Below are 24833 nucleotides of genomic sequence, written 5' to 3'. Positions count from 1 at the left end.
AAAAACGAGCAATTTATCCGGCCACCTACGCTTCGGAAACCTCACATGTTTCTTATGCCGGACAAATCTAGAAACAAAGGAATGGACTGTCCACGCTATGAAAGCTCTTCTCGTTATAGAAAGCTGCAACCCGGAGTTCAGCTCCGTTCCATTGGTCGGCTACCAATTTTACGAACAGGTCAGCAAATTCTGTGATGTGACCCTTGTAACCCACTGCCGGAATCGAGAGGCGCTGGAGAAAGTACGGGGATCGAGAGAGGTGGTCTATATAACACCGGGTGCATTCGAGAGCTTCTATTACCGCGTGATAGTAAAGCTCAGCACTTTGAGAGGTCAGGTAATCTGGCCTTTGAGGCATGCATTACAGTTTCCAATCTATCATTTCTTCGATAAAGCCGTTGCTTCACTTTTCCGCAATAGAATCAAAAATGGAGAATTTGACCTTGTGCATGCCATGACGCCCATGATGCCAAGGTATCCTTACAGTATTTCAAAATACTGCCACGACGTCCCTTTTTTAATGGGCCCTGTTAACGGCGGGGTACCTTTTCCGGATGCATTTAAAAAAACAGGGCGAAAAGAATTTAGCGCGTTATATTTTCTCAGATCTATCGGGCGCTGGCTTATCCCCGGATATCATGCCACATACAAGCGAGCGGACTTGATACTTGCCGGCTCCACCTATACCAAAGACTGGATCGAAAAAAACCTCGGCGTATCAAAAGCCAAATTGAACCTAATGTATGAAAATGGCGTTCCAGACGATTTTTACAGCGACCTTCAAGAAGTTAACGGTGAAAGATCAGATTTCCAGAATGACATTAGACTGCTTTTTGTTGGCAGGCTGGAACCATATAAAGGTTGCGATATGTTACTAGAAGCTATCCATAAAATTGTGCAGGAAAGCCCCCATGCACACAGGCTACGACTCACTGTTGTAGGAGATGGATCCCAGCGCGCTGAACTCCAGAAAACCAGTAAAGATCTCGATCTAGAAGACATTATTACGTTTACCGGCAACATTCCGCATCAGGAAGTAGCCAAGCAGTTATCCCAAAGCGATCTATTCTGCTTCCCTTCAATCAGGGAGTTTGGCGGCGCCGTGGTTATGGAAGCAATGGCCTGCGGCAGCCCGTGTATCGTTGTTGATAATGGCGGAATCGGGGAATATGTTACGGAAAAGGATGGTATCAAGATTGCGCCGTTGGGAAGGAAGCATGTTATCAATGCTCTCGCAAAGGCGATCACCCATTTACGTGATGATCCAGAAGCTAGGCAACGCCTTTCCGAACAGGCACGAACGAGAGCGAATGAGTTTAGCTGGAACGCAAAGGGTAAGGCGTTAAGCCGAATTTATTCCTTGCTCGCAGCACAAAAATCCGAAGTTGGGCAGATTGATCAAGCATCCTGAGCAGAATACCTTGAGTAAATAAAAAAGCATAACACAGCACATTTTCAGTAAAAAAAGCCCCAACAAACGGTAGGGCATTTAGCTCTATACGGTTTATTGCCTGGATTCTCAACACCACCACCGATGACCTAATCGGCTTCGACGACGACCTGCCTAAGAAACTGCAGTACTAGCTGAGCGGCGTGCGTACCCGAGCGCAGACAAAGCAAGCTCGGCACGTTCACAGTCTATTGCAACATGGATCCTGACAAACAGCGGCATCGACAGTTGTAGCTGTGCGCAAGGGACTGGTTCTAAGTACGACCCTAATGCAGGCTCGCCAGAAACGATACCTTCGTCACCGTGCCCAGAAACTGGCCCCAGGCACTCGAGCTCGATAGACAGTGCATCTTCAAGGAACTGGAGCTCCGAAACATGGCGGCTAGAAATGTGATTTGTGGGCATCCCGTAGCAATAACCTACGAACTGACCGTGTTAGGACACAGTGCGTTGGCTAAATTTGAAAAGCTGCGGATATTGCCCGAGAGCAATACATTCCGCTCGAACAACCACCCATTTGAGCAATATCGGGCAACCGCCACTCTGCTGAAATAGCGCGGCCCATCTTGGTCGTAAAAAAGCCGCTGATGCATACACACCAGCGGCCAATAGAGAGAATCAAGTTAACAATGAGGCGTTAGAGCAGCATGTAATTCCGCAGAGTGATCTGCTGGGTATGGCTGCCCTGCGGGCCGGTCATTTCAACACGCAGATGCACATACTCACCAGCCGGTGCGGCATTGGGGATATTCGCGATCCACTCGCCATCCACCTGTTGCACTTCAGCATCCACCCAGTTGCTCTCGGAGAATTTGTCGTTAACCGGGCAGTACACAAAGGCCGGTACGTTATCCACCACGCATTCCTGGCCGTAGCCGTACTGCAGGGATACGGAAGACAGATCCACTTCACCCAAACCATCCATGACACCGGACAACTTCACCTGCATCGGCTCACCCGCGGGCGCGGTGTTGACGATGCTGACGGGCAGATCGATCACCGGTACGAGTACCGGCTGTGCGCCCTGCTGCGCTGCGCTGCTGTTGAAGGTGTAAAGCCCCTGATAGAAGGAACCCAGATGATCGTTAACCGGTGAGCGCTCACCCACACCGCGGGGGTAGTAGCGAATCTCCAGGGTGATCTCACTGTTGCCGTCGGGCATGGTCAGCATACCGCTGTCCAGGTACTGCGACTGGCCATCAACGCTGATGCCATAGGCCGCACGACCGTTATAGCCCCCAATACCATCGTGGCCAGCCGCATCACCGAATGAAGGTGTGCGGAAATGCAACACATTGGTATCGCGGTAGGCGATGGCAGATCCGTTGGACAGCAGGGTGCCGCCGCGAGGCCCCTTGAACCAGGAGGTTTCCTCTTCGGCGCCCGCCGTCATCAGGCGCGCACCATCGAAGTAGCCGCCGTTGCTGCGCAGCTGGTGGTCGGGCATCACGATATTGGTCCAGGCGTTCTTGCTGGTCGCGGTGTAATACTCTTCCCGCTCTACCGGCGTCATCACCATCTGCGGGCTGCCGGTGGAGTAGAATTCACCGGTGCTGTTGGTCATGGCCATCACATCGGTCCAGGCCGGGCGGTCGTCGTCCTGTGCGTGGTAGGAGGCGGAGATTTTGTGCATGTTCTTTTCGTGCACTTGCACCAGGCCGGCATTGATATGGCCGTCGGTAATGTGGTTGATGGAGTATGCATAGGGGCTGCGCTCCGCCGCTATGCCGGACCAGCTGACGCGGTTATTACCCGCCTCGACCTCAGCGGCGACGCGCGCGCCCTGCTCGCCACTCAGCGCCACCACCGGAATTTTGGGCGTGCCGTTAATGATGCCCTTGTAGCGGCCGCTGGTGCCCGGGCGATAGGCAATCACGCCGATGGCTCCGTGCTTCATGGCATTGCCAACCATGTAAGAGGTCAGGTAGTAGGGGTTGGCAATCAGCGCGATCTTGCCGTCCAGGTCGAACTGCGTCCAGTCGGTGCTGTAACCGGCATCGCCCACGGCGACCATTTCCGCGCTGCCTTCGCCGTGGAAGCTGAGCGCCAGGCCCTGGTTCGTGTAATCCAGCACTTCGCCGTTTTCCTGGGTCACTACCGCTTCCGGCGCTACTGCCCGGGTGGTAACAAAAGAGCGGAAGCGATCGTCTTGCCCCTGTGACCACGCGTAGAAATTCTTGACGTAATCCGGTGCCAGCTCGATCGCGGCCAGCTTCGCAGACTTGGCGTCGTCCAGCGCGTAGGTAAAGCCAAAAGAATAGCCCTGCGGCGCCAGTGGCTTGTCTGCCTTAAACTCCACTTTCTCTGCATTGCGGGAATCGAATTCGATATGGGAGTCACTGGATACCTTGCGACGCAGCACGGCCATCTGCGCGGCCGTTTCCACCAGGCCGCCAAAGATATTGTCGTTATCGTAGGTCATGATGTTGGCGACAACGCTGTAGTTGCCCGCGGGCACGTCAGCGGTGGCGAATCCGTTGCGCACCGACAGGTACTGGCCCCAGTCATCCTCATCATTCATCAGATAGAGTTTCGACGGAGACTGCGCCGGCTGGCCGCGGTGGTCAGTCACCGTAAAGCTCAGGGTGACTTTCGGCTGGTCGATCCAGAATGACACCGGCACGGTGAGCCGCTCATCGTTGTTGCCGACAACGGTGCCTTCTATACGACCGGTAATCGCACCGTAGGCGCCACTGTTCAGGCCAACTGTCGGGTCGATCCATACCGGAACGTCCACACTGCCGTGGGCCGGCACAGTGACGGATTTGATTCCGAGGCCGGCCAGCGTCGCCGGCACCTCCACGGAATCATCTTCACCGACGAGATCCAGCTTCAGTTTGAAGGTTTTGTCTTCACCGGAAAGGTTTTCCAGCGTCACCGAGGTTTTGGTGTACTCGTAGTGTCCGCCAGTGAAAAAGCCCAGCTCCGGATTCGGCGCAGCGACCACGTCCTGAATCATCGCCTGGTTGACGTCCATCGGGCCGGCGCCCTGTTCGAGCACGTGTGCATCGCTGGGCGTGACCGAGGAAGTGAGTACTTTTTTCAGCTCGCGTGGGGACAGCTCCGGCCTCGCCTGCTTGAGCAGTGCCGCACCACCGGAAACGTGGGGGGCGGCCATCGAAGTGCCGGAAAGTGCGGTATAACCGGTTTCGCCAAAGCCACCGGACGCAGCTGCGACCACGGCAACACCCTGGGAGGCAATATCCGGCTTGGAAGAGTGCCCATCCGGGGACGGGCCGCGGGAAGAGAAGTCCGCCGTTTGGTTGTTGCGGTCGATGGCGCCAACGGTCAGCGCGCTGGGCGCACAGCCGGGTGAGCCGACCGTCTCACGGGTAAAGCTGTTACCCGCAGAAATGACAAACAGGGCTTCATCACTCAGTGCTTCCACCAGATCCACCAGCGGGCCATCACAGGAAGTGGCGGTGCCACCCAGGGACATGCTGACGATGTCTGCACCCTGCTCTACCGCCCAGATCATGCCGTTCATAATGCCGTAGGTGGAACCGCCACCGGTGTTGCCGAGCACCTTGCCGATCACCAGGTCAGCGCCCGGCGCCATACCCGCCCACAGGCCGCTGGATTCAGCTCCAGTGCCGGCAATGGTGGTGGCCACATGGGTACCGTGGCCATTCAGGTCATCGACGCCATTGCGGGAATAGGTAAAGTCGCGGGAAGCCACTACGCGGCCATTGAGATCCGCGTGTTCGGTATCGTAACCGGTATCCAGCACCGCCACCGTCACGCCTGCACCGTCGAAACCTGCCGCGTGTTCGCCGCGCGCACCGGTCAGGGGTACTGTGGGCGTCAGGCTCTCGGCCGAAGACACTTTGTGTGCGTGCACAAACGCATCCAGCCACACCCCTTCCACGCTGCTGTCTGCGGTCAACTGTGTCCACAGTTCCGCGGCCTGCGCCTTGTCGATGCCGAATGCCGCACTGTCGATAACTTCGATTTCACCAGTCAGCGACATGCCGTCGAGGGCCTGGGGAACCGCAGCGCCTGCCAGCGTGCCGTCAATGTATTCCACGATCACCGGCAGTTTGCTGGTGGACTCGTCGTCGTAGCCCGCCTGATACAGTTTGCTGATATTGAACAGCTCCATGTCCACAGCTTTCGCATCCACCAGCGCCTGCGCTTTTGGCGGCACGACGTAGGTGTCATTACCGTACTTGTAAATACTGGTAATCACTTCGCCGCCGTCTTCACCCAATAGCCGGATCCCGGCAAGCGCGCCGTCGTTTTTTACTACTGCGGAAACTTTATCGCCGGTAATCAGCGTAAACGTCCGCTCACCGGCGGCGACCTCCTGTGGTAACTCTTGCGCAAGAGCATGGGTCGCCGACAGCCCGCCGGAAAGAGTAAAAATGGCCGCAGCCAGGTGGCGACCTCTTGGAAATTTCTTCATTTTTTTATACCCGTCATTTTCGATTTATTGTTTTCATCGATCGCCTTGCAGGGGGCCCCGGATTGACGGCCAATGACCGCTGGCCACCACCGGAATTTGGCAAATGCTCTCGTTATTTTTTTATCGGGGCCGGCGACTTTGCCTGCCTAGCCTGATTGCATACCCACCTAGTGTTGCAATTGGCTACCGGCAATACATTGCAGCAGGTCACAAGCGCTTTGCTGGCTTTGTAACAATGCGTAACACCCATCCTTGAAAGTCTGGCGCAGAGAATTGGCGGCATTGATGGAAAGAATGTTCGGAGACAGCGGGAAGCGGAGGAGAAGCTCGAAAAGCAACTTTCGGAGAGATAAAAATGATGACTTGCGATAAAAATTGGGATGAGTAGCCTTTTATGTTGAGATCGCCCGTACGCTGATTGAAATAGCGGCGGGCTTCATTTTTCGTTTGCACCTTTGCCCAAGAGAATTTTGCTGCGAAATTTGGCAATCCGCGCGATTCGAGTCTCAGGTTTCTTTGCTGAACTGAGGTTTATTACATAGCTTCTCTTACGTCCCGGCGTGAGCTTATGAGATGCCTCCGCCAACTCAGTATCTGCATCCAACGCCTCAATGAGCTCATCGGGAAGATCGAGTTCACTCTGCGCTTGTTTTGGCTTGATACCAGCTTCCGCATAACCCATAGCTTCCCTTATATAGCAGGTAATGACCACTTCCATCTCGCCAACCTGGCCATTTTCGGTAAAGCGGATCATGTCGGGGTGTTGGGTATTGGGCCCCTGCCTTTCCAGAATACCTTCCTGGTCATTCATAAGAGCAGCGTTAAAAAAGATGAGTCGAAAGTCATTTCGAACCGCACCTATAAGCACAATATTTCGATCCCCATGCATGTAACAGGGATGCGCCCATTTGACCTTCTCGACCAGTTTCAGGTCACGACAAATCTGCCGCAATTTTTTCAACCCGGATTCCCAGCGTCTTGTAACACAGTCTGGCGTGGTATAGCGCTCACAGCGCCCGCAACCATTTACAAAATACTCATCAATGTCCGTAATCAAAATTTACTCCAACGGGAAGAACTAATTCCGCGTTCACAGCCTGCTGATCTAGAGCACGTTTTAACAAATGGGAGGGCGCGACCCATGCACAATGTAAGCTGTCTCGTGGAGGGCTGAAGACCAGGAACAAACTGCCTACCCTTATCAAAATTTCCGCGCTACCGCCCGTGCTTACCTCCCGCCAACAAGTCATAACTCCATTTAAAGCTCGCTGAAGGGAATTCCTGCAAAATCTGACTTTTCACATGATCCATGTCATGATCGTGGATACGATCATCTGCCAACTCAATCTCAGATATATTCTTGTAAATTGCCAGTTCTGAAATCAACTTTTCCAGGCCGACGCAACTGTAGTATTTGGCACCGACTCTCAATGAATGAACTGTGCTCGGTTCAACTTTACGTTGAGCTTCACGATAATCACTTTGATCCCATAGAAAGAGTTTTCCGTCATGGAAAATATTTTCAGTTTCAGTACTCATAAAAATCTAACGCTCGTATTTCGGACTGGTTTGGATCGCAGTGGAAAACCAGTCCGACAACATGCGCTTGTCAGAGCTGACCCTTGGCATCATATATTTCCTTGTATTCTGGATACTTAGCCTTTTGTGAGCGGGCTAAAACTGTACGCAATGCATTGGCCATTACCCATAGCCCTAACAGTTTATTCAAAGTCCTATCGCTTTATATCTCTTTTTCCGCTATTTACCTGGCGACCACCCAAACCTTGATAAAAATCCATTGTAAATATATTAGGTTACCCAGAACATTAGATTTTCCGCCAAAGTTAGTAAGCCCGAGCCAGTCATCGGCAGTGCACGCGCAAGGCTTACGAGCGCATTTCCCTTCGCAATAAAATCAATGGATTAGGTTAAAGCTCGGATATATAGGCGCTTGATATTTAGGCTTATCCGCAGCAAAGATATACCTGTGTGTGTTTATTTACGCCAAACAGCCAATAAAAAAGCCCCACCGGATAGGTGAGGCTTTTTCGTTTCACGCGTGAGTGTTCTTAACGCTTAGAGTTTTACCAGCAACTTGCCCTGGTTTTCACCGCTGAACAGCAGGCTGACGCCTTCCTTCGCGCTTTCCAGGCCCTCGATGACATGGGTGCGGAAGCGGATCTGGCCACTCTGCACCAGGTTTGCCAGCGCGGCCGTGGCCTCCTCGGCTTTGTCGTAGTGATCCGGCACGACAAAACCTTCCACGCGCAGCCCCTTCAGGTTGATGTCCATCCAGTTCGGACCCGGTGCCGGTTTTTCCAGGCTGTACTCGGAAATCATGCCGCACACGACAATGCGCCCAAAACGATTCATGCGCTCGTAGGCCAGCTGCTGGATCGGGCCACCGGTATTTTCGAAAAACAGGTCGATGCCGTTCGGGCAGGCCGCATCCAGCTGCGCAGCAAGGTCATCAGACTTGTAGTTGATCGCCTTGTCGAAGCCGAGCTCGTCTTCCAGCCAGCGGCATTTCTCATCGCTGCCGGCAGTGCCGACAACGCGCAGGCCTTCGGCCTTGGCAATCTGGCCTACCAGGGAGCCCACGGAACCGGCCGCACCGCTGATCAGAATGGTCTCGCCAGCTTGCGGGCGGCCGATTTTTATCAGACCCACATAGGCCGTAAGGCCAGTGACAAAGAATACGGAGAGCAGGGCTTCCGGGTCGAGCGAAGCATCAACCACCTGCATTTCCTCGTTGCCGAGCACGTATTCCGCCCAGCCGGTGGTGCCGATCACCCGCGCACCGACCGGGTAGTTGGCGTTGCGGGACTCAACCACCTCACCAACGCCGTAGGAGCGCATCACTTCGCCGATCTGAACCGGAGGCAGGTAGCTGTCTTCACGTGGGTTCAGCCAGGTACGCATTGCCGGGTCGAGGGACATGTAGGTCTGTTTGACCAGAAACTGGCCCTCTTCCAACACCGGGGTTTCCAGTTCGACGGTTTCGAAGATATCCGCCGTAATGTCACCACTCGGGCGCTTGGTCAGTTGGATCGCTTTATAAGTCATAGAACGCTCTTTGCTTTACTGCTGCATAAGAAATCAGGGAATGGTGATATCACCAAACATCTGGGTGTATCTGGGCTGGCCGTTCCAGGCGGTGATGCCCCCATCGACAACAATATTCTGTCCGGTCACGTAGCTGGCCATGTCCGAAGCGAGGAACAGGAATACATTGGCCACTTCGTGGGGTTTGCCGGGCCGGCTCATGGGAATGTTTTGCTCGAAGACACCAATCACATCGGGATTGCTGGTGAGTACATTGGTCAGCGGGGTCTCGATCAGGCCGGGGCTGACGCTGTTCACACGGATATTGTCCAGCGCGTAGTCCAGCGCCAGGTTGCGCGTGTAGTTGATCACACCACCTTTCGCTGCGGCGTAGGCGTGGAAGCCGTAATCGGCCACCGCGCCGGAAATGGATGCGGTATTGATAATACTGCCGCCGCGTTTCATCAGGTGCGGCAACGCGTGACGGCACGTGTGGAACAGGGCATTCAAATTGACATCGATGATCTTGCTCCACACCGCCGGATCCACCAGGTGCGTGCGTCCGTAGGTGCCGAAGCCGGCATTGTTAATAAGGATGTCCAGCCCGCCGAGGGCTTCCACGGACTCAGTGATCATGCGCTCGATGTCTTCAGGCTGGCTGAGATCCACGGACACGCAATGGGCGCGCTCGCCGAGCTCCTGTGCCAGCTGGTTGCCGGCTTCCTGATTGATATCGGCAATGACCACCGCCGCGCCCTGTGCGTGGAACAGGCGCGCAATCTGTTCGCCGATACCGGATGCCGCGCCGGTAATAATCGCTTTTTTATTCTCTAACATCATGGTTTTGCTCCGTTATTATTTTTTGACCGCGGCTCAACGCCGCCCGGGATCATTACATGGTCTCCGAAGTCCCCGAGTATCCCCCCTTACCCCCACCCCAAACTTGCCCAATTGCGCACAAAACTTTGCAATTGGCGCCAAGACGTTGGTTTCCATTCACCGTTGACACGGGTGCGCCGCCGCTCTCTGGCGCGAATTGACAAGTCAGGCTCGGGTTCAGACAAGCTTTTGCCCGGCATCGAATTACCATCAGTCACGACCGGGAGCCGCCTGTTCGCTGATGAATGCGCTGTGTGGTTAACCCCAGGCCAGGCCGCACCGGCGAGAACCAGCGCCAGCAGTCCGGCTCGAACCCCGAATACACAGGCCCGATAACAATAAGACGGAGCAAAAAATGATGAGAGAGAAGTTTGCGATTTCTCGACTTGGCACCCTGGCGATAGCGGTTGCGCTCGCACTGCCCGCCGGCGCCGCGACCATCTCAGGCAAGGTAACCGACGGCAAGGGCAAACCGGTGCCCGGCGCCATCGTGCGCCTGTCCGATGTGCAGGCCGGGCGTTCAGAGTCCGTCTACACAGACCGCGACGGCCACTATGTGCTGGATACCAGCCTCACTGGTGAGCTGCGCCTGCGGGTGCGTGGGCACTACTTTGCCGACAACCAGAAAATGGTGCAGATCAAGGGGGATTCGGATCGCCTTGCCCATTCCGTGGCACTGGAAGCACTGAAAACCGACCAGGCGATTTCAGACAGCCTGGCGGCCTCGTACCACTTCAATACCCTGCCATTTGATACCGAAGAAGACGCACCGTTTACCCGCGACAAGTTCCAGCTCGAGTGCCTTTCCTGCCACCAGCTGGGCAACCCGTTTACCCGCATCGTGCGCCCGGCCGACTCCTGGGAACAGTCGGTGCGCCGCATGCATGCCTACATGGGCGCGGTGAATGTGACGGAAAAAGACCGCCGTCGCGCAGAAATTTTTGCCGAAGGCTTTGACGGCAAGCCTACCGAACTGCGTCCCCAGTTCCCGGCCGACGACGCGCTCGCGCACACCAAGATTTACGAATACCAGCTGCCGGCATCCGGTGTGCCCCACGATGCACACGTGCATTCGCGGGATGGGCTGGTGTACACCGTGGATCAGTTCGCCGACGGCATGTACGTCACCGACCTGAAGACGGCCCAGACCCGCTTTGTGCCGCAGCCGGAGGAAGGCATGCCTCTCGGCGGCAAGTTCACAAAACTGGGCGTGCCCCCGGCCATGAACAAGATCAATGTGCGCCACGGCCCGCACTCACTGGCGGAAGGCCAGGACGGCAAGCTGTACGTGACCAACTCCTTCTCCGGCTCAATCGGGATATTTGACCCCGCCACCCAGAAATGGGAAGCGTCGGTACCGCTGCCGGGTATTGCGATTTACCCGCACACCATCCGCGTCGACGCCGAGGGTGTCCTGTGGTTCAGCATTGTGGGTACCGAGCAGGTCGGGCGCCTGGAGCCAAAATCCGGCAAGGTCACCCTGATCGACCTGCCGGCACCAACGCCAGTTGCGATCACCCCCGCGGTACTGACTTACGGCATGGCGGTGAGCAGTCACGACGGCTCAATCTGGTACAGCCGCCTGTGGGGCAACAAGATCGGCCGTATCGATGCCAAGACGCTGGAAGTCACCGAGATCGAGTCGCCGGTATTTGGCCCCCGCCGCCTGCGTTTCGCGCCCGATGGCATCCTGTGGCAGACCGGCTACGCCCACGGCCAGATCGCGCGCATCGATACCAAGACCATGGATGTGAAGGTGTATGACATGCCGGAGTTCGCCAAGGACGCGCGTCCGGGCCCCTACTCCCTGAACATCTCCCCGGATACCGGTGATGTCTGGGTGAACGAAACCATGACCGATCACGTGTACCGGTTCGTGCCGGCGGAAGAGCGTTTTATCGCTTACCCTGCACCGCTGCGCGGCACTTACACCAGGGATGTATCGTTCACCGACGATGGCCTGGTGTGCATGTCCAACAACCCGATTCCGGTACAGGCGCTGGAAGAGTTCACCGGTGTACTGATGTGCATCGACCCGAACTACCGCCAGCAATAACCGGCTGTCAGGCAGCGCCGGCGTCACTGTGGCGCCGGCCCGCTGCCTTATCCTAGCGGCGCAGCCAACCCGGGGTCCTCTGCTGCCGGGCCAGGCGCTGGGCCGTTTTCCTGTTCCCGTTTTCCTCCCGCCACCGCCGCGGGCTCATTCCGAACCAGCGCTGAAAGGCCTTGGAAAAACTTGCCAGGTCGGCGTAGCCAAGCAGCCCCGCGAGTTGGGTCAGGCTCATCTGCGATTCTTTCAGATAGCGTGTTGCCACCGCCTGGCGCGTCTCATTGAGCAGGGCCTGAAAGCTCGTGCCCTCCTCCATAAGCATGCGCTGCAGTGAGCGCGCACTCACCATCATGTAATCCGCGATGAAATCGATGGTCACCTTGCCGTTGGGCAGAAAGTTGCGCAGCAGATGGCATACGTAGGCCGGCAGCTCCTTGGGTGCCAGCTCATCCAGCTGCTCGATATGCGCGCGCATCAGCTCGTGCAGGGTCGCGTCGGCATTGCTGAGGGGCGCATCCAGCAATGCGGCGTCGAACACCCAGGCATTGTGGGCGCTATTGAAATGGGGCGTGGTACCCAGCAGGCGGACATAGGATTGCGGAGAGGCGCCCGCCGCGGTCTGGAAGTGCACGGCCTGTGGCTGCCACTGGTTGCCCAGCAGCATTTTCAGCAGGCGCTTGCCCACCGCCATCGCCAGCTCAATCGCCTGCCGCGCGGGTATGCCTTTGCGCAGCATCGGGCTGTATTCGAGGATCGCCAGCTTGTTGTGCACGGACACTTTCACCGCGCCACTGCTGGAGTGCAGGTGGTAGTAGTGGGCCAGTTCCTTGAGCGACTCGCCCACGGTCTGGGCATTCTTGACCAGGTACAGCAACTGGCCGAATACCGCAGTGCCCTGGTGCAACCCGAACTCCAGCCCGAACAGTGGATTGCCGGACTCGATCGCGCAGTTCTCCAGCAGTAACGCCATGCGCTGGTAGGAAATCAGGCTTTCCGGGTGAGACAGGGTATCGGCGGGAAGGCCGGCGTCCGTGAGCATCGCCTGCGGATCGAGCCCGCATGTCATGCAGTACTCGTCAAACAGTGCCAGTGACGAGGCTCGCGAGAACTCTTCCATCGGTTACCTTTTGCCTTTATGCGCGGGGCAATCACTGCTTGCCCTGTGCGCCTTGGATCTACCTGCCGCTGGTTGCAGGTTATAGCGACCGTGGCGCGATAAGGCAAGTTTGGGCGTGATTCAGCAAGTAACGCGAAGGCCGTTTTCACCCGTTTTTCCCGCTATTAAACCAGCCGGGCAAGCAACTCGATCGCTTTGCTTTTTTGCGCTTCACTCAACACCGACGTCAGATCCTCGGCAATATGCGCAAAGCTGGTAGCGGCATCGCCATAGAGCGATTGCCCGGTTTTCGAGAGCCGAACCAGGCTCTGGCGGGCGTCGCGGGGGTTCTGGACTTTTTCCACCACGCCATTTTTTTCCATGGGCAGCAGCAGGCGCGTGACCCCAGAGGCGCTCATACCGAGGTACTCGGCCAGTTCAATGCGCGGCACTTCCTGGGCACACTGGCTCAGGTAGTCCATAGCCAGGTACTCGCTCAGGCTGATGCCGTGCACGCTGAGACGATTACCGGCCTTGCGCGCGAGCTTGGCGGCGAGAAGGGCATTCTGGATGATAAGACTGGAGCTGGAATCGGACATAATTGAAAAACTGCACAGATAGTTGACTCCGCAAGTATATGTACAGCATTCATACTGTCAACATCGGCAGGGCTGTATCACGCCAGATCGAATCGATCCGCATTCATGACCTTGGCCCAGGCGGCGACAAAGTCCTGCACAAATTTATCCCTGCTGTCGTCCTGTGCATACAGCTCTGCATAGGCGCGCAGAATAGAGTTGGAACCGAACACCAGATCCACCCGCGTTGCCGTCCATTTCACCTGGCCGGTGTTGCGATCGCGGATCTCATACAGGTTTGTGCCCGTCGGGTGCCAGGTATTGGCCATGTCGGTCAGGTTGACGAAGAAGTCGTTGGTCAGTTGCCCTTCGCGATTGGTCAATACACCGTGCCCGGTGCCGCCGTGGTTGGTGCCGAGCACGCGCATGCCGCCGACCAGCACGGTCATTTCCGGTGCGGTCAGGCCCATCAGCTGGGTGCGGTCGAGCATCAGCTCTTCCGGGGTTACTGCGTAGTCCTGCTTGAGCCAGTTGCGGTAGCCATCGTGGATCGGTTCAAGCACGTCAAATGCCTCGGCATCGGTCATTTCAGCGGTGGCGTCGCCACGCCCCGGTGCAAACGGCACACTGACATCAACTCCCGCCGCCTTGGCCGCCTGCTCAACCGCGACATTACCGGCAAGCACAATGACATCGGCCACGCTTGCGCCGCTTTCCGTGGCGATGGGTTCCAGTACCGCCAGCACCTTGGCCAGGCGCTCAGGCTCATTGCCCGCCCAGTCTTTCTGGGGGGCCAGGCGTATGCGCGCGCCGTTGGCGCCGCCGCGCATGTCAGACCCGCGGAAGGTGCGCGCGCTGTCCCAGGCCGTGGCGGCCATCTCGGCAATGCTCAGCCCGCTGGCGGCGATCCTGGCCTTCGCCGCGTCAACGTCATAACTGGTGCTGCCGGCAGGTACCGGGTCTTGCCAGATCAGGTCTTCCTGCGGCACATCCGGGCCGATATAGCGGGCGCGCGGCCCCATGTCGCGATGGGTGAGCTTGAACCAGGCCCGCGCGAATGCATCGGCGAGGGCCGCCGGGTCTTTGTAGAAGCGCTCGGAAATCTTGCGGTATTCCGGATCCATCTTCATCGCCATATCGGCGTCGGTCATGATCGGGGTGGTGCGGATCGAGGGATCTTCCACATCGACGGGTTTGTCTTCTTCCCTGATGTCGACCGGCTCCCACTGCCAGGCCCCGGCCGGGCTTTTTCTCGGCTCCCACTCGTGGTTGAGCAGCATCTCGAAATAGCCGTTATCCCAGCGGGTCGGATGCGTAGTCCAGGCACCTTCGAGGCCACTGGTCACGGCGTCACGGCCAATGCCCCGCCTGGTCTTGTTCAGCCAGCCAAGGCCCTGGTCTTCAAGTTCCGCCGCTTCCGGCTCCGGCCCCAGCAATTCGGCATCGCCGTTGCCATGGGTTTTACCCACGGTATGACCGCCAGCGGTCAGCGCCACGGTTTCCTCATCGTTCATGGCCATACGCGCAAAGGTGACGCGCACATCGTGGGCGGTCTTGATCGGATCCGGGTTGCCATCCACCCCTTCCGGGTTCACGTAAATCAGCCCCATCATCACCGCCGCGAGCGGGTTCTCTAGGTCACGTTCGCCGGAGTAGCGACTGCCCTCGCTGCCGGTGGGGGCCAGCCACTCTTTCTCCGAGCCCCAGTAGGTATCGATCTCCGGATGCCAGATATCCTCGCGCCCAAAGCCGAAGCCGAAGGTTTTCAGCCCCATGGATTCGTAGGCGATGGTGCCCGCGTAGGCGATCAGGTCGGCCCAGCTCAGTTTGTTGCCGTACTTTTTCTTGATCGGCCACAGCAGCCGGCGCGCCTTGTCGAGGTTGACGTTGTCAGGCCAGGAATTCAGCGGGGCAAAGCGCTGGTTGCCGGTGCTCGCGCCACCGCGGCCATCGGCAACACGGTAGGAGCCGGCGGCGTGCCAGGTCATGCGGATCATCAAGCCGCCGTAGTGGCCCCAGTCTGCCGGCCACCAATCCTGGCTGTCGGTCATCAGTGCGTGCAGGTCTTTCTTGAGCGCCGCGAAGTCGAGGCTTTTCACCAGTTCCCGGTAGTTGAAGTCGGCGCCCATCGGATTCGTCTTGCGATCGTGCTGGTGCAAAATATCGAGGTTCAGCGCCTTGGGCCACCACTGCATAACCGACATGCTGCTTTCCGTCATGCCGCCGTGGAGTACCGGGCACTGGCCGGCGGGATTTGAGTTGCTTCCAGTCATGATCCGCTTCCTTTTATTTTTTGCTACCACCCGCCTTTATATAACACCTCCCACTGCTCTCATGGGAAATTACGCAAAATAGCAGTGCAGTTAGACGCCAGAAGTTCGCCGTATTTAAGTCCTATTGCGCAAGGCAATAAACCTCGCGCAATACTGTCACGAATCCGTAACGGCCCCGTATCAATCCCCCACTAGCATCCAGCGCGTAAATCTTCTCAGGATCAACGCTGGAGCTTTTATGAACCGGACCAAGAAACGGAATTTCCCCCTCGCCACCCTGGCCTGTGTCATCTCGACTACTGCCACTCACACCCATGCTCAGCAGGACGCGCAGCTGGAGGAAGTGATCGTCACCGCGCAGAAGCGCACTCAGGTGATCCAGGATGTACCGCTGACCATCAGCAGCCTGGACGGCGATACCCTGAATGAACTTGGTATCGACCGCTTCGACAGCCTCTCTGACCTGGTACCGGGCCTTGTGGTGCAGCAGCAGAGCGTGAACAACAACGGCTATGTGATCCGCGGTATCACCTCCGACGACGGCAGCGCGCCGGGTGCGGCGCGGGTATCCGTTTACCTCAACGGCACCGATGTTTCCCGCTCGCGCACTTCCTACTTCGAGGTGTACGACATGGAGCGTATCGAGGTGGTGAAGGGTCCGCAGGCGACCCTGTTCGGTACCGCCGCTTCCATCGGCGCGATGAGCTTTATCACTGCCAAGCCGCAGGAAGACTTTGCCTCAGCCCTCACTGTGGGCGCTGGCGATTACGATATGCGCAAGCTGGAAGGCATGGTGACCGGCGGCAATGACACCGTGCAGGGCCGAGTGGCGTTCGTCACCCGCGAGCGTGCAGGCTATGTGGAAAACACTAGCGGTGAGGCCGACCTGAACGGCTACGAGCGCGAGGCGATCCGCCCCAGCCTGCGCATCACCCCCAGCGACGACCTCACCATTGATTTCGTTTACAACTACGACAAGGCTACCGACCCGGGCACGGCGTTTGTGAATCAGTCCGTTCTGTTCACCGACAACGCCGCTCTGAGCGTGCCGGACAACAACGTGTTGGGCATGAACGATATCGGTGTCGAGCGCACGGTGAAGGACTTCAATACCACCGTGAGCCTGGACATTAACGACGGTCTGTCCGTTACCTATATCTTTGCCCAGCGTGAGCATGATTCCCTTGAGGCGTTCGATGCAGATGGCACCGGCTTCGAGATGCTGAACTTTTCCGAGCTGGCCACCGGCGACCAGTCAAGCCACGAGCTGCGCCTGAACTTCAGCGGTGAGCGCATCAATGGTTTTGTGGGTGCGAGTTATTTCGCGGAAGACGCGGAGCAGTATGTCGGCTTCGCCAGCGAGGAAGGCACTTTCCTCAGTTGCGCCGGCGCACTGGCCGGCCTCGGCATTGCCGGTTGTAACGCGGGCAGCACCGCGCTGCTCACCGGCGGTATGCTCGCGGCACTGCCCTACGAAAGCCATTATGCGAACGGCGCTGACAACAGCAGCCTCAACCTGTTTGCAGACGTTTCCTACCAGGTTACCCCGCAACTTGAAGCCACCGTCGGTGCCCGCGTGATACGCGAGGAGCGCGAATCCAGCTACACCAGTAACCTGCCGGTTTCGCAGATTCTGGCCTCCCAAGGCCTGATGACCGACCTGTTTTTTGGCCTGGCCCCCAATACCGAAGGTGATGTGATCCGCGGGGATGCCGACAACTCTGCGGTGCTGCCGCGCTTCAACCTGCTGTATGCCCTGAATGACAACGTGAACCTGTACGGCACCATCTCCAGGGGTGAGCGCGCGGAAGTGATCGACATGTCGTCCGGGATCGAGAACCTGATCCCGGCGGAGGAAATCGACAATTACGAGCTGGGTATCAAGGGCCGCCTTGCGGGTACGCCACTGGACTACGCCGTTGCGGCTTTCTACCAGAACTACGACAATTTCCAGGTGAATGTGGTGGATCAGGACAGCGGCCAGACCCGCACGGAAAACGCGGGCTCCGCCACCAACACGGGGCTCGAAGCGGAACTGCGCTGGAGTGCCACCGACAGCCTGCAACTGCTGGCGAACATGGCCTACATCGATGCCGGGATCGACGACGATTCCAGTAACGGTAGCTACGCCGGCAACCAGTTCCGCCTGCAGCCGGAACTGACCGGTGCCCTCAGCTATCTCTATGAATTGCCGATCAGCAGCAGCCTGCTGTTCACCAGCAGTGGCAGCTGGAGTTACCGCTCTTCGGTGTACTTCGATATAGCCAACCAGTTTGAAGAGGATGCGGTGGACCTGCTCAACCTGCGCGCCGGCATTGCCGCCAGCGACCGTAGCTGGGCACTGACGCTGGCCGCCAGCAACCTGCTGGATGAGGAGTACATCATGGACGCCGGCAATACCGGTGCTTCGTTCGGCTACCCTACCTATATCCAGGGTGCGCCACGCACAGTGAGTGTGGAGTTCAGCAAGCGCTTCGGAGCGTTCTGATTTTTCTTTAGAGCAGTCCCGGTAACAGTAAGCCAGCGCGTTCCTGCGCTGGCTTACTTATTCACAGGCCGCCAAAACCGAGCGGGCAAAAAAGGTTTATCCACAATTTATTTGCCCACAGCTTCTCGGGACAGACCTGTGTATATCTGCTGGATATCCCCGCGCAGCCCAGTGGCCGCGGCCCTCTCACGGCCGCGGTCGAAATTGCGTCACTCGCCATGCACATCCCGAGTCACGCGATCCATTCACAGCGCGCGATACACGATGCGGTGGCTATCCACAGCGACAAACTCGGGGCTGTCGATGTTATCCACAAAGTTCCACTCCGCCTCCACCCCGTCGCGGCGCAAGGTCAGCGCCATATAGCCGCGCTGGTGCAGGTTGCAGTACTGCAGATCGTCCACCAGTACCGGCATACCCGCGGCCAGTTCGCGCGCAGCTTTTTCATCCATCTTCAGGTAGGTTTCCATCCCCGGTGAGGTGACGCTGGGCGTGGCAAATTCCACCCCCACCATTTCTCCCTTGATGTCTTTCAGATGGCTGTACCAGGCGTTGTGGGTATCGCCCGCTACCACCACCAGGTTTTTGCCCAGGCCCTTTACCTGTTCGTACAGGGCTTCGCGCTCTACCGCATAGCCATCCCACGCATCGAGGTTGTAGGGCACCACCTGCGCCAGGCGCGCGCGCTGGCTGTCGCTAATGGGTTTGCCCTGCAGACTCGCGGCCTTCAGCCCGATCAGTTCGGCGGTGAGATCCGGGCTGCCGCCGCGGTAGAAACTGGTCATCATTTCCGCCGGCAGCAGCATCTTGCCCATCAGCACCTGCTGGCCCAGCAGCTGCCAGCGGCCGCTGGATGCGGCGAGCGCTTCCTGCAGCCACTGCAGCTGCGGCTTGCCCAGCAGAGTGCGCGCGGGATCCTGTACTGCGGCGCGGAACGCGCGGCCGTCAAAGTTGCCATCGCTGTCCATGTAATCCTGGAAATCCAGCTGCTGGTCGCGGCCGATCACCCGCGTATCCAGCATATGCAGATCCAGCAGGTCGCCGAAACGGAAGCTGCGATAGATCTGTGGATTGCGCTCGCCCATGGGCGGGCGGATCGGCAGCCACTCGTAATAGGCCTGCACCGCGGCGGCGCGGCGGGCGAAGAAGTCGCCCTCCTCTTCGCTGTGGTTCTGCGCCCCGGCTTTCCAGGTGTCGTTGCTGATCTCGTGGTCATCCCACACCGCGATAAACGGCGCGGCGGCGTGCAGTGCCTGCAGGCCGGCATCGGTGTGGTACAGCGCATAGCGCTTGCGGTAGTCGGTGAGCGTATAGAGTTCGCCGCTGTTGTCTTCCGGCAGCGCGCGGCCGATTTCCGCCGCGCGCGCGGTCGCGTAGCCTCCGGCACCGTATTCGTAGATGTAATCACCGAGATGCAGCACCGCGTCCCAGTCGCCGCGGTCGGCGGCCAGCTGGTAGGCGTTGAAATAGCCCGCGGGATAATTAGCACAGGAAAATATCGCCAGCTTTACTTGCTCGACGCCTTCCTGTGGCAGGGTTTTGGTACGGCCGACCGGACTCTGCTCGCTGGCGCCGATAAACCGGTAGTAATAGGCGGTGTTCGGCTGCAGGCCCAGCACATCGACCTTTACCGTGTAGTCCCGCGCGAGATCCGTTTCCACGCCGCCGCGGCGTACTATCTTGTTGAATTCAGGATCGCTGGCCAGCTCCCAGGTCACCCGGGTCGGCCCGCTTGGCTGGATGCCCGCCGCCGGCGTGGCGCGGGTCCAGAGAATCACCGCGTCCTGCAGCGGGTCACCACTGGCCACGCCGTGCGCAAACGCCACCTCGGAGGGCAGCTGGGGCCGGGTCATGGCCTGCAGTGGTGTGGAGACGGCGATGCCGCCGGATGCGGCCAGTGCTGCCTTGATGAAATGGCGTCGGCTAAATTGGGTCACGCTGGAATTCCCCTGTTGTTATCGCTTGACCGCCCAGCCTAGGGAAAAGTTGTGACAGGACTGCGAACATCCATTGCGCCGCGCTGGCAGAATGGCCGCCCCTGTTGATCCGCCCAGGCATGGAACCCCCGTGCCCCGAACGTATCACAGTACACCGACACCCAAAATCGATCGTTGAAAGGCCCACAATGACCCGCCGAGCGAAGCGACTGCTAAAACCTGTGATGTGGCTCGCGGTCACCTTCCTGCTGGTGACCGCAGTGCCGGTACTGGCGCTGCGCTGGATAGACCCGCCCTCTTCCATGGTGATCCAGCAGTGGCAGCGCGACAGTGGACGCGTGGCGCAGCACACCTGGAAACCGCTGACCAAGATTTCCCCCAACCTGCAGATGGCAGTGATCGCGGCGGAAGATCAGAAGTTTCCCCACCACCACGGGTTTGATTTTGCCTCCCTGCAGAAAGCACTGAAGGAATCGCGTAAACGCACCCGCGGCGCCAGCACCATCAGCCAGCAGACCGCGAAGAACCTGTTCCTGTGGAACGGGCGCAGCTACCTGCGCAAGGGGCTGGAAGCCTGGTTCACGCTGCTGATCGAGCTGCTGTGGTCGAAGGAGCGGATCCTGGAGGTGTACCTGAATATTGCCGAGTTCGGCGAAGGGGTTTACGGTGCGGAGGCCGCGGCAAAGTACAGTTTCGGCACCAGCGCCCAGCGCCTCAGCCGCTGGCAGGCCGGGTTGCTCGCCGCCGTGCTGCCGAGCCCCAGGCGCATGTCGGCGCGCCGCCCATCTGACTATGTACAAAGCCGCGCAGCCGCGATCAACCAGCAGGTAAAGCAACTGGGCGGCACCGGCTATCTCAAATCCCTGTAAACCGCCTGCGCGTGGATCCTGCGGCGAACGGCAATAGAATGAGCCGGTACCCGCGGCGGGAGACTCCTGTGCATAAGAACGGCCTGATTCGAATGACCCTGTGGACGACACTGGCGGCGGCTGTGCCTGGCGGGCTCACAGCGGCCCCCGTCGAGTGCGGCGCACCAGATCACTGCCGGGCACTGGAGTTGCACAATCAGTTGCGCAAGGAGCTGAACGCCGGCCGCCTCCCCAACAGCCCCAAGCCCAACCCGCCAGTGGCCATGCTGGTATACGACCAGGCACTGGCCCGCACCGCCTACAACTGGTCGTCCGCACTCTGCAGTGCGCGGCGGGGACACAACAGCCAGCGGCGAGAACACTTCATTGCCAACGGCGGCAACCCGGCCCACCCCTGGGTGGGGGAAAATATTTACTTCACCTCTCAGGTACTGCCGAATACCGAGGCACTGGCCCAGGCGGTTGCCGCCTGGGCTGCGGAAGCCGGCGACTACCGCTACCAGCCGTTCAAGGTGATGAAGACCGGCCACTACAGCCAGCTGATCTGGAACACCATCGACACCATCGAGAACGGGAAAAAAGTACCGCGTGCGGTGGGCTGTGGGGTATCCCATTGCAACGGCGGCCGCTACAAAACGATCGTGACCTGCAATTACGCCCCCGGGGGCAACATTCAGGGCGTCGTGCCCTACCGCATCAGGTAGGGTATCTGGCAAATTCCGCCCCGCGAGGGCAGCCCCCGGATACGCATTTTGGTAGTCTCAACCTGACAACCAAAAAAATGGTAGCCCACATGAAGCCCGCTCTTCGCCACCCTGTTCGCCTTGCCCTCCCCGCGCTGATCCTGCTCGCCACCGGCTTGCCGGTCATCGCCGATAGCAATGTCACCCTGCCGGATGGCTCGACCTATACCGGCGAAATGGAGAAAGGCCTGTTCGAAGGTATCGGCACCCTGCACTGGCCCGATGGCCGCCACTACGAGGGCAGTTTTCACCGCGGCATGATGAGCGGCAAGGGCCGCCTGGCCTTTGCCGATGGCTGCACCTACGAGGGCGCATTTGCGCGGGGAGAGCTGCACGGCTTTGGCCGCTACCAGTGCGACGACACCTACTGGGAGGGACAGTTTGAACAGGGCGACCTGAACCGCGGCACCATATTCTGGCAGGAGTTCGGCACTTACGAGGGCGAGATCCAGGACCTCGTTGCCCAGGGCCAGGGACAGCTGACCTACGCGGACGGCACTGGCATTCGCGCGCACTTCGAGTATGGAGAGCCCAGCGGTGACGGCGTGCGCATCACGAAAAGCGCAAGCGGCGAAGACCTGGAAGAACCAGGCTATTTTGTCGGCGGGCGCTACTTTGCCAGTAAGGCGGCCTGGCAGGACGCAGAGCAACACCAGTTGGCCGCGGTGGAAGCGCGCCTCTACAGCGAGGCCGAACGCCTGCAGTCGGCGCTCGACGCACTCGCACCGCAACGCCCCGGTGTACGCGATGTGTACCTGCTGGCGGTGGGCGGTGACGGCACCGAGAGTGTATTTGCCAAGGAAGTGGCGTGGGTCGCGGAACGCCTCGGCTCCGTATTCGACCTGGCGCAGCACCAGATCCACCTCAGCAACGGCAATGACCGGCAGCCCCTCGCCACCCGCACCAGCGTGCACAAAAGCCTGCAGGCCCTGGATGCGATCATGGATCCGGAAGAGGATCTGTTACTGGTGCACTTTGTCAGCCACGGCGACAGCGATGGCAATTTATATTTCGCCGACCAGCAGCTGCCCCTGAATGACCTTTCCCCGGCGGATGGCAAACAGTGGCTGGATGGGCTGCGTGCGCGGCACCAGTGGGTTGTGGTTTCTGCGTGTTATTCCGGGCAGTGGATAGAAGCCCTCTCATCACCCGAACGCGCCGTGTTCACCTCCGCCGCCCCCGACCGCACCTCATTCGGCTGCGGCGACGATTCCGAGCGCACCTGGTTCAGCGCGGCGCTGTACGGTGATGCGTTAAGCGACAGCACCGCGGATCCTACTCACTGGTTCGAGACGGCCAACAGCCGGGTTTCCGAAATGGAAAAGGAACAGGGGATTGAGGGTGAAGGGCATTCTTTGCCGCAGGTGGCCATTGGACAGGCATTCTTGCGCTGGTGGAAAGGTTAGCCGCGACCGCAGATACCGAACGCTTACATTCTTTCAGCCTGAGCATTGTCAATTTTGCTCAGTCGCCTGCGCATTCGAGAACGGAAGACGTACGCGTACAACTAAAGTATGCGCCAGCTAATAATTCGCCATTCGAACCTGACACTATTTTTTAATTCTGGAGCCCACTTAACAAGTATCCTAGAATTTTTCGCTTCATGGAAACAAATATCGGCGATGCGTCGAGCGGCTCATCCGAATCAAACTTTAAAAATTCGATATTTTCGCGGAAGGATGGCCCCTCAATTTCGCTGAATAGTACCGGGAAAAATATGAACAGCGGCCACATTGGTGAAAATCACACTGGCAGACACAGATATGGACTTGGGGTGGATAGCAAAATTTCATTTACAACGAACTTCATAGCCGTATTTGTGCTATCACTTATCGGAGGATGCGCTGTGTCTGCAGATATAGAATTAAAATGGGAATGGCCTGCTGACAGGGCAGTTGAAGACAGAATTCTGATCAAGGTCGAAGATATTAAACCACAGGGTTCAGGGTTTTTCGGCTTTAAAAAATCACCCTCTTTCGCGTCAAACCTTCCTGAACCAACCGTTATCACCGGAACAATTCAAAATACCGATGATCTGATCCAAGGGAAAAGCCTAAAAATAATTGTACCCAAGCCTGAAATAGGAGATACCACCATCGGAGGTTATGCCGTTCTCGGCATTGTCGAAAATGATATTTGCATCTGCATCGTTCCGGTGGCTTCAGCAGAAGCAGACATCAAACAAGTAAACTGCCCATAAGCTATGTTTTTATCCATAGCGATTATCACGATAGGCTCCTTACTCGGAGCCTATATTTTTTACATTTTAGGCCTGTACCGATACCAAGATAATCTGATATTTTTTCCCGCCAAAGTGGATCTTCTTAACTACCGGAAAATTGAACAATATTCTCAAAAACTTCAGGCCATTGATGGAGCCACCCTCCAAGGCTGGACTATCCACTCGAACAGCCCCCAAAACGAACGACCTCTTCATTTGCTATATTTCGGTGGGAATGCGCAGGAGGCGAGCGCAGCGCTTTGCTTACTTCGAAATCTCGACTTTGATTTAATCACCACCTTTAATTATCGAGGCTATGGGTTGAGTAGCGGCTCACCAAGAGAAAAACTTTTATACAGTGATGCACTGGAAATCTATGATTGGATCGATGCACAATTTCCAGCTTCAAACATCATTGTAATGGGGCATAGCCTGGGCAGCGCCATCGCCGGGCATTTGGCAAAACAGAGAAGACCCGAAAAAATAATCTTGTCCAGTCCTCTACATAGCCTGGAGAAGATTGCCAAAGAAAAATTTTTTGTCCCCGGCATTTTCGTAAGGCACAAATTCTCGCTGTATGATTCAACAAAATTGATAGAATCCGAGGTTCTCGCCTTGATTGCGAAGCGAGACTCCGTGATCCCCAACAAGCATTCATACGAAAGCTTGGGAAATATTTCCAACTTGCACGCCATAATAGAATTGGAAGACGTAGACCATAATAGCCTCATCTGTTCAGATGTCGCGAGAGCAGCGATTAATCACTTTATTGATATTCGAAGGATGTAGTTTTACCAAC

At 57.5% G+C, this 24833-nt stretch carries 17 protein-coding genes; 8 read left to right on the top strand and 9 right to left on the bottom strand.

The window, feature by feature from the left end; all coding sequences use genetic code 11:
* The first annotated feature begins 97 nt into the window (after positions 1 to 97).
* Positions 98 to 1411 carry a glycosyltransferase family 4 protein gene (locus ACNKU7_RS16625; protein ID WP_418298131.1) on the top strand — a complete coding sequence of 438 codons (1314 nt, stop codon included), beginning with the start codon at positions 98 to 100 and terminating at the stop codon, positions 1409 to 1411.
* Between the two features lie 676 nt (positions 1412 to 2087).
* Here the strand turns inward: ACNKU7_RS16625 and ACNKU7_RS16620 are convergent.
* The 5 genes from ACNKU7_RS16620 to budC form a co-directional block, all read right to left on the bottom strand.
* Positions 2088 to 5855 (bottom strand): S8 family serine peptidase, encoded by a 3768-nt coding sequence (locus ACNKU7_RS16620; protein ID WP_418298130.1) that lies wholly within the window; start codon positions 5853 to 5855, stop codon positions 2088 to 2090.
* Between the two features lie 436 nt (positions 5856 to 6291).
* Positions 6292 to 6912: a YdeI/OmpD-associated family protein gene (locus ACNKU7_RS16615; RefSeq protein ID WP_418298129.1), complete on the bottom strand. Its 621-nt coding sequence runs from the start codon at positions 6910 to 6912 to the stop codon at positions 6292 to 6294.
* A gap of 158 nt (positions 6913 to 7070) precedes the next feature.
* Entirely contained in the window at positions 7071 to 7394 is a 324-nt protein-coding gene (locus ACNKU7_RS16610; RefSeq protein ID WP_418298128.1) for a hypothetical protein, read from the bottom strand.
* A 537-nt stretch (positions 7395 to 7931) separates the two neighbouring features.
* Entirely contained in the window at positions 7932 to 8921 is a 990-nt protein-coding gene (locus tag ACNKU7_RS16605; RefSeq protein WP_418298127.1) for an NADP-dependent oxidoreductase, read from the bottom strand.
* A gap of 33 nt (positions 8922 to 8954) precedes the next feature.
* The gene (budC, locus tag ACNKU7_RS16600; RefSeq protein ID WP_418298126.1) at positions 8955 to 9740 is read right to left on the bottom strand and encodes a meso-2,3-butanediol dehydrogenase; all 786 of its coding nucleotides are present in this window, start codon (positions 9738 to 9740) and stop codon (positions 8955 to 8957) included.
* A 394-nt stretch (positions 9741 to 10134) separates the two neighbouring features.
* Between budC and ACNKU7_RS16595 the strand changes: the two genes are divergently transcribed.
* Positions 10135 to 11835, top strand: a complete 1701-nt coding sequence (locus ACNKU7_RS16595; protein ID WP_418298125.1) for a virginiamycin B lyase family protein — start codon at positions 10135 to 10137, stop codon at positions 11833 to 11835.
* A gap of 52 nt (positions 11836 to 11887) precedes the next feature.
* On the opposite strand, the gene ACNKU7_RS16590 is transcribed toward ACNKU7_RS16595, so the two are convergent.
* The 3 genes from ACNKU7_RS16590 to katG all read right to left on the bottom strand — a co-directional run bounded on the left by ACNKU7_RS16590 (position 11888) and on the right by katG (position 15776).
* Positions 11888 to 12946, bottom strand: a complete 1059-nt coding sequence (locus ACNKU7_RS16590; protein ID WP_418298124.1) for an AraC family transcriptional regulator — start codon at positions 12944 to 12946, stop codon at positions 11888 to 11890.
* 164 nt (positions 12947 to 13110) lie between these two features.
* Positions 13111 to 13524 (bottom strand): MarR family winged helix-turn-helix transcriptional regulator, encoded by a 414-nt coding sequence (locus tag ACNKU7_RS16585; protein ID WP_418298123.1) that lies wholly within the window; start codon positions 13522 to 13524, stop codon positions 13111 to 13113.
* 77 nt (positions 13525 to 13601) lie between these two features.
* On the bottom strand, positions 13602 to 15776 hold the full coding sequence (gene katG / locus ACNKU7_RS16580) for a catalase/peroxidase HPI (protein WP_418298122.1): 2175 nt from the start codon (positions 15774 to 15776) through the stop codon (positions 13602 to 13604).
* A gap of 238 nt (positions 15777 to 16014) precedes the next feature.
* Here katG and ACNKU7_RS16575 point away from each other — a divergent pair, with 238 nt between their 5' ends.
* Entirely contained in the window at positions 16015 to 18264 is a 2250-nt protein-coding gene (locus ACNKU7_RS16575) for a TonB-dependent receptor (protein ID WP_418298121.1), read from the top strand.
* Between the two features lie 245 nt (positions 18265 to 18509).
* Here ACNKU7_RS16575 and ACNKU7_RS16570 read toward each other — a convergent pair whose 3' ends face one another.
* Positions 18510 to 20201 (bottom strand): alkaline phosphatase D family protein, encoded by a 1692-nt coding sequence (locus tag ACNKU7_RS16570; RefSeq protein ID WP_418298120.1) that lies wholly within the window; start codon positions 20199 to 20201, stop codon positions 18510 to 18512.
* Between the two features lie 188 nt (positions 20202 to 20389).
* On the opposite strand from ACNKU7_RS16570, the gene mtgA reads away from it, so the two are divergent.
* The 5 genes from mtgA (at position 20390) to ACNKU7_RS16545 (ending at position 24823) form a co-directional block, all read left to right on the top strand.
* Entirely contained in the window at positions 20390 to 21070 is a 681-nt protein-coding gene (gene mtgA / locus ACNKU7_RS16565; RefSeq protein ID WP_418298119.1) for a monofunctional biosynthetic peptidoglycan transglycosylase, read from the top strand.
* A gap of 68 nt (positions 21071 to 21138) precedes the next feature.
* The gene (locus ACNKU7_RS16560) at positions 21139 to 21774 is read left to right on the top strand and encodes a CAP domain-containing protein (RefSeq protein WP_418298118.1); all 636 of its coding nucleotides are present in this window, start codon (positions 21139 to 21141) and stop codon (positions 21772 to 21774) included.
* A gap of 89 nt (positions 21775 to 21863) precedes the next feature.
* Entirely contained in the window at positions 21864 to 23219 is a 1356-nt protein-coding gene (locus ACNKU7_RS16555; protein ID WP_418298117.1) for a C13 family peptidase, read from the top strand.
* A gap of 197 nt (positions 23220 to 23416) precedes the next feature.
* Positions 23417 to 24013: a hypothetical protein gene (locus ACNKU7_RS16550; RefSeq protein WP_418298116.1), complete on the top strand. Its 597-nt coding sequence runs from the start codon at positions 23417 to 23419 to the stop codon at positions 24011 to 24013.
* Between the two features lie 3 nt (positions 24014 to 24016).
* Positions 24017 to 24823, top strand: a complete 807-nt coding sequence (locus ACNKU7_RS16545) for an alpha/beta hydrolase (RefSeq protein WP_418298115.1) — start codon at positions 24017 to 24019, stop codon at positions 24821 to 24823.
* The last annotated feature ends 10 nt before the right edge of the window (positions 24824 to 24833 follow it).

It is taken from the genome of Microbulbifer weihaiensis (assembly GCF_048323715.1).
Taxonomy (GTDB): domain Bacteria; phylum Pseudomonadota; class Gammaproteobacteria; order Pseudomonadales; family Cellvibrionaceae; genus Microbulbifer.
The sequence above is the reverse complement of the archived record's forward strand: the minus strand, read 5'-3'. Positions and strand labels throughout refer to the sequence as shown.